9 protein-coding genes and 2 pseudogenes are annotated in these 10,813 nt (G+C 56.5%); 3 read left to right on the plus strand and 8 right to left on the minus strand.

Features of this window, described 5'->3' with window-relative positions; translation table 11 throughout:
- Positions 1 to 448: 448 nt before the first annotated feature.
- Positions 449 to 1,474: a cupin domain-containing protein gene (locus EXR70_23200; protein MSP41405.1), complete on the plus strand. Its 1,026-nt coding sequence runs from the start codon at positions 449 to 451 to the stop codon at positions 1,472 to 1,474.
- A gap of 40 nt (positions 1,475 to 1,514) precedes the next feature.
- On the opposite strand, the gene EXR70_23205 is transcribed toward EXR70_23200, so the two are convergent.
- From EXR70_23205 to EXR70_23220, 4 genes are all read right to left on the minus strand, one after another.
- Positions 1,515 to 1,937, minus strand: a complete 423-nt coding sequence (locus EXR70_23205) for a type II toxin-antitoxin system VapC family toxin (GenBank protein MSP41406.1) — start codon at positions 1,935 to 1,937, stop codon at positions 1,515 to 1,517.
- A complete protein-coding gene (locus tag EXR70_23210; protein MSP41407.1) occupies positions 1,934 to 2,209 on the minus strand; it encodes a hypothetical protein in 276 nt (91 codons plus the stop codon). The genes EXR70_23205 and EXR70_23210 overlap by 4 nt, the downstream gene beginning before the upstream one ends.
- 159 nt (positions 2,210 to 2,368) lie before the next feature.
- A complete protein-coding gene (locus tag EXR70_23215) occupies positions 2,369 to 3,046 on the minus strand; it encodes a hypothetical protein (GenBank protein ID MSP41408.1) in 678 nt (225 codons plus the stop codon).
- A gap of 233 nt (positions 3,047 to 3,279) precedes the next feature.
- The gene (locus EXR70_23220; GenBank protein ID MSP41409.1) at positions 3,280 to 4,254 is read right to left on the minus strand and encodes an ABC transporter substrate-binding protein; all 975 of its coding nucleotides are present in this window, start codon (positions 4,252 to 4,254) and stop codon (positions 3,280 to 3,282) included.
- Between the two features lie 83 nt (positions 4,255 to 4,337).
- Between EXR70_23220 and EXR70_23225 the strand changes: the two genes are divergently transcribed.
- On the plus strand, positions 4,338 to 5,291 hold the full coding sequence (locus tag EXR70_23225; GenBank protein ID MSP41410.1) for a TIGR03619 family F420-dependent LLM class oxidoreductase: 954 nt from the start codon (positions 4,338 to 4,340) through the stop codon (positions 5,289 to 5,291).
- Between the two features lie 221 nt (positions 5,292 to 5,512).
- Positions 5,513 to 6,517: an asparaginase gene (locus tag EXR70_23230; protein MSP41411.1), complete on the plus strand. Its 1,005-nt coding sequence runs from the start codon at positions 5,513 to 5,515 to the stop codon at positions 6,515 to 6,517.
- 120 nt (positions 6,518 to 6,637) lie between these two features.
- Here EXR70_23230 and EXR70_23235 read toward each other — a convergent pair.
- The 4 genes and pseudogenes from EXR70_23235 to EXR70_23250 all read right to left on the minus strand — a co-directional run bounded on the left by EXR70_23235 (position 6,638) and on the right by EXR70_23250 (position 10,714).
- Positions 6,638 to 7,807 (minus strand): annotated as a pseudogene (locus tag EXR70_23235) (FtsX-like permease family protein).
- Between the two features lie 86 nt (positions 7,808 to 7,893).
- Positions 7,894 to 9,054: an ABC transporter permease gene (locus EXR70_23240; protein ID MSP41412.1), complete on the minus strand. Its 1,161-nt coding sequence runs from the start codon at positions 9,052 to 9,054 to the stop codon at positions 7,894 to 7,896.
- Between the two features lie 60 nt (positions 9,055 to 9,114).
- Positions 9,115 to 9,799 (minus strand): annotated as a pseudogene (locus tag EXR70_23245) (ABC transporter ATP-binding protein).
- 9 nt (positions 9,800 to 9,808) lie between these two features.
- Complete coding sequence (locus tag EXR70_23250; protein ID MSP41413.1) at positions 9,809 to 10,714, minus strand: efflux RND transporter periplasmic adaptor subunit; 906 nt, start codon at positions 10,712 to 10,714, stop codon at positions 9,809 to 9,811.
- Positions 10,715 to 10,813: the final 99 nt, after the last annotated feature.

Consider the following 10,813-nt stretch of genomic DNA (forward strand, 5'->3'; position numbering starts at 1 on the left):
CTCCTGGATCGATATCCCGCTCGCCGAATGCTACGCCGTGCACATGGAAGAAGAAATCTTCGGCTTCATCTCGCGGGATTTTCGGCAAAGCCTGCCCAAGTACGGCATCACGCCGGAAGACATGAAATATTTCCGCGTCCACGAAGAGGCCGACCTCGACGAAGACCATGGCGGCACTAACCAAGCGATTTTAGAAGTCGCGCTGCAAGAAGGCTACGGCAACGAACGCGCCGGCTGGCCGCTGGAATATTGCGGCAAGATCGCCGTGCAGATGATCGGCAGCTTTTACGACGGCGTCTACCGGCGCTATCCTTAAATGATCCTTCGCTACGCGCTACTCAGGACAATCGGCGAATTAAAATCCGCTTTCCCGAGTAGGACCGCAGGTCCGTAGCGAGGGACGGCCGTTGAACGCCTTCAACGATTTGAACAGCTTCGGAGGTTAAAGATGGACCAGCCCAAAGAAATCCAAGAGCTCAACGAGCTATTGAAGCCACGCTGGGTGTCCGGCCTGTGGAACGTCGATCACGCCGAGCGCCCATCCGATCCCAAGACCCGCGTCAAAGCGCACCTGTGGAAGTGGCACGATATCTACGACAGCTTGGTTCAAGCTAAAGATAGAATCTCGGTCGCCCGCGGCAGCGTCGAGCGCCGCGTCATTCGTTTGATCAACCCAGGCATGGCTGAGAGCGAGATGACCAGCCACACGATCTTGATGTCGTTTCAATTGATCCAACCCGGCGAAGTCGCGCCGGCCCATCGCCACACCATGTCGGCGTTTCGCTTTATCCTGCAAGGCCACGGCGCATACACCAACGTCGACGGCAACAAGATGGTGATGGAAGACGGTGACCTGATCCTAACGCCGCACGGCTGCTGGCATGAGCATGCCCATGAAGGCGACGAGAACATGCTTTGGATCGACGGTCTCGATGTCCCCTTCGTCCAAGCCTTGCAACAGATTTCTTTCGATCCCTACAAAGGGCGCTTGCCGGTGAATGAAGCCATCGATTCGGCAACGTACTATGGCATGACGCGTCCGGTCGGCAGCACGAATGCAGCAACTCCGCGCGTGCTACACTACCACTGGAGCGACACCTACGAGTCGTTAAAAAAAATAGCCCGCACCCCAGGCGACCCTTACGACGGCGCGGCGCTAGAATTCGTCAACCCCGCCACCGGCGGCGCGACGCTGCCGACGATGTCATGCCAAATCCAAATGCTCCGCCCCAACGAAAAAACCCAATCCCACCGCCACACCAGCACCAGCATCTACCACGCCTACCGCGGCAGCGGGTCGACAATGATCAACGGCCAAGAATTCAAATGGCAAAAAGGTGACACCTTCATCGTCCCACTATGGGCCTGGCATGAGCATGCGAATGCGTCATCGACAGACGAAGCTATTTTGTTTTCGATGCACGATGAGCCGATTTTGAAGGCGTTTGGGTTATACAGAGAAGAAGCGCAGTAAGAATTATCGGGTAAACGAGATCATCGAAACATCCAGAATGTCACATCCAAAACTCGACGGACAGTCCTGGCAAGTTTTCGAAGTCGCGCCGATTGCGCGAGATCAATGTAGCGGAATGTGTAACACAAAGCGCAGCGATGCGCAGATCGTGAGTCGCTGTGCGGATGCCTTGCCCGCGCCATTCTTGATACAGGGCTTCCGCCTGAGACGTGTAGGAAAGCACCTGCAGCCGTCGAAAGTCTCTAAACGAATCCTCGAACAACGCATAAGCGTGCGAGATAGTGATCGAGACGCGGCCGGCTTCGGACTGTCGGATAGTATTGAGCCTGCCACGCATGATCTCTTCATCGATGACAATCACTGGTAAAGATTGTTCCGCTATCGGAATAGTCGACGCACGTTGGACGAAGGATGCGTTGCCTAGTAACAACTCCGTCAGCACGTCCGTGTCGAACGCGATCATTTGCTTCGATCCAAGTCTCTATTCGCGTAGGCATCGCGACAGATATCTCGGAGCATCGGGTCCGCTTGATACTTCCCCGCCAGATCCGTCACACCGGTCGTATCAACATCAAGGGACAGCAGTTCGCCGATAGCTACGCGGTGCTCGATTTCCGCTTTTAAAGCGTCAAGCGCTTGCGATCGAGTTCGTCCCAGGACACGAACTTTTGGTTCCCCAAGAAGTGAAGCGGCGAATTGGTCGTCGCAGGATTCTACCACGATAGGAAAAGTCATAATCACGCCTCCGACACCCATTCTATGGAAGTTGCCAAGCTATCTCAACACAAAATTTGCTTGAGGCAAAACCTTTGCAACTCCCGGCCATTGCGCAATCTCATTAACGATACCATGTCAGAGCCGCAAGCTATCGTTAACTAGCGGCAGAGATCGAAATCAAAACTTACCACCTAATATGAACCGCGCAATCCCAGCCGCGACCTCCGCTTCCTGCGCGACGAAATCATGGGGCTCGCCGACTTCGCAGGCGGCAAGGTTGGTTGCCCTACCGGGATTGATCGGGCCGCCGGGCACCGTCACAACCTGTTTGCGTTCGCTTTGAGTTCTCGCGCTGATATTTCCCATCAGAGCTGCCGGTGAACGGTCGCAATTGTCGGCGGCATGACCGACGACTAGCAGCGGCGCCTTGACCGATTCTAATCGCAAATCGAAGACGCTTTGCCTGGCCAAAGTTTTTCGCGCTTTGGGATCGCCGGACATCATGGCGGATATGAGCACCAGTCCGTCGGCCGCGGCCTCACCGGAAAGGCGCACGCCAGCGTTGGCGGCGGAAATCGTTCCGCGGCTGTGGCCGAGCAGCCAGACCGAGCCCTTCGTGCGATTCCGCAGGTCAACGATGACTTTGGCTAAATCTTCTGCGTGTTGCGGAAACATGCGAAACTCCGCTAAGCCGTCGACGTCGCCCGTGTCGGATGGCGCTTCAACCAGCGCGGTGACGAAGCCCTCAACGTGAAACAGCGGCACCATGCGCATCAACACATTGCGCGATAACGCACGCGGGCACCCGTTGTCGTCAAGATTGATATTGCCGCCGCCACCGACGAGCAGCACCAAAGTTATTCCGGTTTGTCGAACTGAAGAATCTCCGCTACGGGCAAGGCTGAAGCGCGTGGTGGTGCGATCATGGGTCGCAATCTTGATGACTTCGCCGCAATTGTCGGATCGCCCAGACTGGATTTGCTGTGCCACCGATCGCACTGGAGCCGAAGCCACGATGACCACAACAGCGAGCAGCCACCGCAAACAGTGGATCATAGAACCCAATCCGCGGTAAGAATACTGAGATTTCACGGCTTCCACCCTTTTGTACGCAGTTCGTTGCGAACTTTCACAGCCACAGAGTAATCAAAAATCTTTTCCAACCGTGGTGCATCCTTGAGGCCGGCGCGGTCGACGATGTGTTCGAGGGATTTGCGCTGAATTTCTTCGCTGACGATGCCGTCCTGGGTCAGGCTCGGGCGCATGAGATCGTAAATTCTGCCGGTGGCGTCTTCCTTGCTTCGAAGAAAGCGGGCGAGATTGGTAATGGTCTGACTACGCAGATCGCGGAAGTGGATGAAGCCTTTCAACGTGGCGCGAAGAAACTTCTCGACGAGAATCGGCTCACTGGTCAGCAGTTGATCGGTGACGTTGACCGTCCCTTGCAGCTCGATCCACTCTTGATCGATGAACGAAACCAACTCGCGAAAGCCGGCGTCTTGGGCGAGCAAATTCGCCGGCACCGATAGCATCGCGGCATCGACGGAACCAACCTGCAATGCGAAGAAGCGCCCCGTGCCGGAGCCGACCGGCAGGATCAAGACATCGCGCCCGCCTTCCAATCCATATTTTTTGAGAATCTCCCGCAGCAGCGAATCCGGTCCGCTGCCGAGACCGGAGACGCCGACTTTTTTTCCTTTGAGACTTTCCACCGAGCGAATCTCCGGCTTGGCATAAAGCCAAAACATCGGCCGGTTAAACGTCGTGAAAATATATTTCACCGGCGCGCCGCGCAGAATCGGCAGCAGCCCCGATCCGCCGGCGGTGGAAAATTTGATATTGCCGGCGAGCAATGCTTGCATACCGAGGGCCGAAGGAATCAGCACCAATTGCACATCGAGCCCTTCTTGCCGGTAGTAGCCGCGATCGCGGGCGATCGAAAATGCGCCAATAGCCGGCGAGATCGATGGGATCTGCACCGGGACTTTCAACAAATCTTGCGCGCCGCTATGGGCGGCGATCAACAAGAATGTAAGGGTTAGAACCTTGAGCCAAATGGCCATTTCAATTCCTTTATGTTATTTCCACTATACGCGCATAAACAAAATGATAACTAACTTTCACGCGCACCGGTGTCAACAAACAATTGCTCGGAGGATTCGTGACCAAGTTCGGTGTATTCTTACCCGTCTCCGGCCGCGCCGCTAGTCGCAATACGTTGCGGCAAGCGGCGCAACAAGCCGAGGCATTGGCCTACGATTCGGTTTGGGCCGCTGACCGTTTGGTGATCCCGTGGAAGATCGGCACGACCTATCCCTACAGCAAGGAAGCGACCTTCATCGTCCCGCCCGACCGGCCGTTCTTCGACACCATGACTTGTCTGGCGTTCTTGGCCGGCTGCACGGAGACCATTCAACTTGGCATGAGCGTCATGGTGCTGCCCTACCGCCATCCGCTGCACTGGTCGCGCATCGCGACGACCATCGATCAATTATCCACCGGCCGATTGATTCTCGGTGTCGGCGTCGGCTGGATGGAAGAAGAGTTCGCCGCCATGAACGCGCCTTTCAAAGAGCGCGGCAAAGTTTCCGACGAGCAGTTGACGCTGCTCAAACAATTGTGGAGCGATGAGCACATCACGTTTCACGGCAAGTATTACAACGTCGACGATATCGCATTTTTGCCCAAGCCATATCAAAAGCCGCGGCTACCGATCTGGGTCGGCGGCGAAGGCAAATACGCCCAGCGCCGCGCCGGCCAATACGGCGACGCTTGGTTCCCCTACTTCGTCAAAGTCACGCCGGAGCAATTGGCCGCGGGATATGAGAATGTCCGCGCCCAAGCGAAAAACGCCGGGCGCAATCCGGATGAAGTTCAACTCGCCTGTTGCTTGCCGGTGGAACTCACGCCCAGCGACGGCCCGCCCATCACCGACTATCTCAAAGGCAGCATCCGACAGGTCACGGCACGGCTGAAAGAATTCATCGCCGTCGGCTGCATTCACATCGGACTACAATTCATGATCCCGCACTATCCCGAGCGCAAGGAACAGATCGAAAGATTCGCCAAGGAAGCGCTAGCGGAGCTGAAGGCGTCATGATCATGTTCCGTGTTCGTGCTCATTTAAATCCATTCACCACGAAGGCACGAAGGTCACGAAGGTTTCGGATAAATAATACTCCGAACTTCGTGTTCTTCGTGACCTTCGAGGTGAGAATGTTTTGCGTAAAAACCGCTAGAGCTTGAACTTCCAACCTGACGCAGATAAAAAACATTACGACAAACAGTTACTGAGAATCACAAGAAAGAAGGACAGTTTCCATGGCCAAATTACCCAGGGTTGCGTTAATTCTCACCGGCGGCACCATCGATTCGGTCGGCAAGGACCGTCTCGATCTCGCTTGGTACATCGAAGCCGGCAAACGCTTGAATGACGGTGAGCTATTACAACAATTGCCCGAGCTCAAAGGCATCGCCGAAGTGCAAGAGATACCGTTTCGCCGATTGCCCAGCCACGCGTTGATCGACAAAGATTGGCTCGACTTGGTGCGCACCATCGACAAGATATTCGCCGAAGACCAAGCCGACGGCATCGTCATCACCCACGGCACCAACACCATCGAAGAGACCGCCTATTTTCTCAACCTCACGCTCAAGACCGACAAGCCGGTCATCGTCGTCGGCTCCATGCGGCCATCGTCGGCGATCAGCGCCGATGGTTATTTGAATTTGGTCAACGCCATCAAAGTCGCCGCCGATCCCAATTCCAAAGGGCGCGGCTGTTTACTGGTGATGAACGACACAATCTTCAACGGCCGCGACGTGACTAAAACCGCCACCTACCGCGTCGAAGCGTTTCAATCCCGCGATTTGGGCCCGCTCGGCTTTGCCGACGGCGATGGAAAAATCGTCTACTACCACACGCCGGTAAAGAAACACACGACGGCCACCGAGTTCGACGTGAGTAAAATGCAATCGCTGCCGCGAGTCGACATGGTGCTCTCCTACGTCGGCGCCGACGGTACGATGATCGAAGCCGCCGCGAAAGCCGGCGCCAAGGGCATCGTCAGCGCCGGCACCGGCGCCGGCCGTCCGACCCCTGCGGAGGATGCCGCGTTCGATAAATGTTTCAAGGAAACCGGGATGCTGATGTGCCTATGCAGCCGCGTCGCCGCCGGCCGCGTGGTCAGAAGTCCAGGATTGGAACGGCGCGGCTTCGTCGCCGGCGACAATTTGCAGCCGTGGAAAGCGCGTTTGCTGTTGTCGTTGGCGCTGACGAAGACGACGAATGCCGACGAGATTCAGCTCATGTTCGACACGTATTAAGACGCCCATCAAATATCCAAGCTAAACTTACTAGGGGCGCGTCAATCGCGCCCCTATTTTTTGCGCAGTTGAACCCCGATCGCCCTGAGCAAGGTCGAAGGATGCGGCCAATCTCTCCGATTACACTGCGCGCAACGCCTGGACGATATTCAAGCGCGACGCCCGCACAGCCGGCAAAAATCCGCCGATCAAACCCATCAACAACGAGAAGCCTAGCGACGTTACGACGATGGACGGGGACAACGCGAAGGAAAACGCTAGCTCGGAGAATGATCCGAAATTCAAAGTCGAGATTGACACGAACTGAAGGAGCGACGCCAGGGCCAAGCCGAGTAGACCACCGCCCAACGACAGAGCGAACGATTCAAACATAAAGGCGAACAAGATGCTGCGGCGAAAAAAACCTTACGCGCGTAGCGTGCCGATCTCGGTGGTTCGGTTCGCAACCGAACCGTACATGGTGATCATCGCGCCGATAGTCGCGCCAATGCTGAAAATGACGGTGATAAAGATGCCCAGGATACGGATGAACGCCGCCATCATCTCGGACTGTTCCTCGAAGAATTTCTTTTCCCGCTTGGCGGCGAAGTATTGCAGGCGGTTGTCGCTCTCGAAAGCGCTCACGATATTCGACAGCTCAGCGGGATCTTTGAGCCGTACAGTCACCGTCGAGAACGACGAGCGCCTGAAGACGGCGGCGATCTGATTCAAATCGCCCCACAGTTCGGAATCGAAACCGCTCCCGTCGGCATCGAAAAGGCCGACCACCGTCCAAAAATCACCGCCGAATTTGATCTTCTCGCCCAACTGCGCGCCGACGAATCTTTTGGTGATGCCGGCGCCGACGATCACTTCGCGCGCGCCCCAGCGAAACATGCGGCCTTCGGTAATTTTCACTTGCGGGCGCAACTGCAACGCCGCTTCTTCCACACCGCGCACGGTGACGTTGCTGATGCCTTTGGCGCCGAGCTTGCTGAGATTGATAATCACCACCACTTCTTTGGAACAGAGCGGCGCACCGTCCGCGCCGCGCGCGACCTGCGGCAGGTTGACAACGATGCCGGCGGCTTCGCGGTCGATGATGCTCATAATCTCGCTCGCCGCCGCTTTACGCGCGACGATGACGTTGTCGTCCGACCCGGTAGAGCGCAATGTCTTCTGCACGCCGTTGGCCATCATCAAAACCGCGCTGAAAACGAACACCACCATAGCGACACCGATCATGGTGATCGCGCTGGTTAGCCGGCGCGAGATCGCGCTGCGCAAAATATATTTGAGCGGTATTTGCATCATGGCCCCAGGACAGAGGTAGGGGTCGACCTACGTGTCGGCCCTACGAAGACAAATCGTTGCGTCTCTGCGGTCTACATTTTTCCTCACCCCACGTGACGCAAACCATCGACGATATGCGTCGTCAGCACGCGCCGTAGCGGCACGATGGCCGCGATCAAGCCGACGACCAAGCTCGCGACACAGCCGATAACGATAGTCTCAGGTTTCATGTAAAAAATCGGAAACCAGCCCTTGGGCAGTGCGGCGCGAAATCCTTGCACCGCCGGCAAGGTCACGGCCAATCCGAGCGCGCTGCCGAATACGGCTAATATCATCGACTCGCCGGCGAGCAGGAAAAACAGATGGCCGCCGGAAAATCCCAGGGCTTTGAGAATCGCGAACTCGTGAGTCCGTTCACGCACCGACATGATCATGGTGTTGCCGACGACGAGAAAGATAATCCCGATGATGACGAACGACATGACGTTCATCGCCGTGATCACCGCGCTCGCGGACGACAAAAAATTCTGCTGAAACGCCCGCTCGGTTTCGCTTTTGGTCTCGGCCGCGGAATTTTCGAAAAGTTTATCGATTGATTGAGAAACCCGCGCCGAGTCGTCGGCATTAGCGATGCGCACGATGTACCAACCGATATTGCCGGCGCGGTTGGGCGACTCTTGGCGCAGCCGCTCATCGACATATTTGTGATGAAACATCATGATCGAGGGATCGACAGCTTGGTCTCGCGGTTGGTAGATCGCGCTCACGACGAAGGGCCATTGGCCTGGGTAGACATCGCCGTCGAGATTCATGATGTCGCCGATCTTGAGATTGTACCGCCGCGCCAGGTCGACGCCGATGACGCAGCCGTTGCGCTCGCGCTTGAAGGCGGCGAACTGCTCTTTGTCGATTAAATATTCCGGATAGACGTCGAAGAAGCTCTCGGAGTCCACGGCGAGACGCGCAAAGAATTGGTTCTTATCGATATACACACCGGAAAACCACACCGCGTAGGTCACCTTGTCAACGCCCGGCACTTGGTACATGCGATCGCGATAAGCGAGCGGCAACGGAAACACGAAGGACACCGCGTGGCGCGTGATCAAGCGATTGGCCGACGAAGCCTCGACACCGGCATGCCACGCCGCAACCACAGTTTGGAGCAAGGCGAACGCCATCACCGCGACGCCGACGCCGATAACGGTCAACAAACCGCGCAGCTTGTGACGCAGCGTATTACGCAGGAGAAGCTTCAACAATTCCATTGGCTAGGTAATGGTTAAAGTGGGCTGGGAGTAATCTTAATCTCCATTTACCATTCTCAATTATCCATTCTCAATTATTTCCTCCGCCAACTCGCCCTTGTCCAACTGCCGCCGCGAGCGCGCTCGCTCCGCTGCGCGCGGATCGTGCGTGACCATCAGAATGGTCTTGTTCAACTCGCGGTTGAGCCGCTCCATCAAATCTAAAATCTCGTCGGCGGAATTTTTGTCGAGATCGCCGGTAGGCTCGTCGGCGACCAGGATCGCTGGCGATGGCGCGGGCGATCGCCACCCGTTGCTCTTGGCCGCCGGACAGTTGGCGCGGAAAGTGATGCAGACGATCCGCCAAGCCGACGACATCGAGCGCAGTCTCGGCGTGAGCACGCCGCTCGTGCTTGGAAAGCGGCGTCAGAATCAGCGGCAGCTCGACGTTCTCCAGCGCCGTCAGCACCGGAATCAGATTGTAAAATTGAAAGATGAAGCCGATATTGCGCGAGCGCCAGAGCGCCAGTTCGGTTTCATTTAATTCGGTGACATCAATGCCAGCGATAAAAATTTTTCCCGCCGTCGGCTTATCGATGCCGGCGATCAGATTGAGCAGCGTCGTCTTTCCCGACCCCGACGGTCCCATGAAGGCGATGAATTCGCCTTCGGCGATTGCCAAATTGATGTTGCGCAGCACCGGAATTTCCAGACGGTCGCGCCGGTAGGACTTGAACAGCTCTTGGACTTGGATCAGCGGCGCCATCGACACAAACTATTTCTTCTCGGTGATCTTGGCGCCGGCTTTGAGTCGCTCGTCAACTTTGGCGATCACCTGATCACCCGCCTTGAGACCGCCGGTGATCTCGATCAAGCCCGTTAACTTTTGTCCGGTGCTTACGACGGTCTCAACAGCGCGGTCGTCTTTCGTCTGAAATACCACTTGTCGACCATCCCGGCCGACCACCGCGGCGGCGGGCACTGTGAGCAACGGTTTGGCGTCGGCGGCACTGGTATTACCTGCGAGAAATGAAATCTTCGCGCTCATCTCGGGCAAAACTTTGCGATCGTAATCGCGGAAACGGATCTTCACCAACACCGTCGCCTTGGCGCGATCGGCGGTGGGCACGATCTTGGTCACGTACCCTGGATAGCGTTGTTGCGGATATGCGTCGAGAGTGATTTCGCAACTCTGCTCGGGAATCACCCTGGTAATATTCGCTTCGGAAACATCGGCTTCGACTTCCAACGAAGTCATGTCGGCGATCGTGACGACCGCCGCTTTCGAGCTCGCGGCACCCGCCAACGGCGCGACGATTTCGCCGACATCGGCGTTTTTCTTGAGCACGGTACCGTCGAAGGGCGCGACGATGCGCATGTTCTCCACCGCCACTTCGGCTTCACGCACGGCGAACTTGGCCGCGTCGATGGTCGCGATCACGCGCTGGTAGCGCGCCTCGGCGCCGTCGAACTCCGCCTGGGCCACCGCGCCTTCCTTGAGCAAGGTGCGCATACGTTCCTGTGATTGTTTGGCGTCATTCAGATCGGCTTGAGTCGCGCGCAAATTTTCCCGCGCCCGCGCCAACGACGCCATCACATCGGCATCGTCCAAGCGCGCCAGCACCTGGCCTTTCTTAAGGAACCTCTGAACAACTGCCCTGGAAGCAGGGCAGCGGAGGATAGATCGTTTTTTTCGTAATGAGTTACAGTTTTTGCGAAGTTATATCAGATTACATTTTGCTCTCGCGGTTAATAGGGTCCTTAGTTTTGCCTCGATTTG

It is taken from the genome of Deltaproteobacteria bacterium (assembly GCA_009692615.1).
Taxonomy (GTDB): domain Bacteria; phylum Desulfobacterota; class Binatia; order UBA9968; family UBA9968; genus DP-20.

Bases quoted from the DNA above. Each gene is read 5' to 3' on its own strand.
- EXR70_23200 (MSP41405.1), top strand. From the start codon at position 449: ATGGACCAGCCCAAAGAAATCCAAGAGCTCAACGAGCTATTGAAGCCA.
- EXR70_23205 (MSP41406.1), bottom strand. From the start codon at position 1,937: ATGATCGCGTTCGACACGGACGTGCTGACGGAGTTGTTACTAGGCAAC.
- EXR70_23210 (MSP41407.1), bottom strand. From the start codon at position 2,209: ATGACTTTTCCTATCGTGGTAGAATCCTGCGACGACCAATTCGCCGCT.
- EXR70_23220 (MSP41409.1), bottom strand. From the start codon at position 4,254: ATGGCCATTTGGCTCAAGGTTCTAACCCTTACATTCTTGTTGATCGCC.
- EXR70_23230 (MSP41411.1), top strand. From the start codon at position 5,513: ATGGCCAAATTACCCAGGGTTGCGTTAATTCTCACCGGCGGCACCATC.
- EXR70_23240 (MSP41412.1), bottom strand. From the start codon at position 9,054: ATGGAATTGTTGAAGCTTCTCCTGCGTAATACGCTGCGTCACAAGCTG.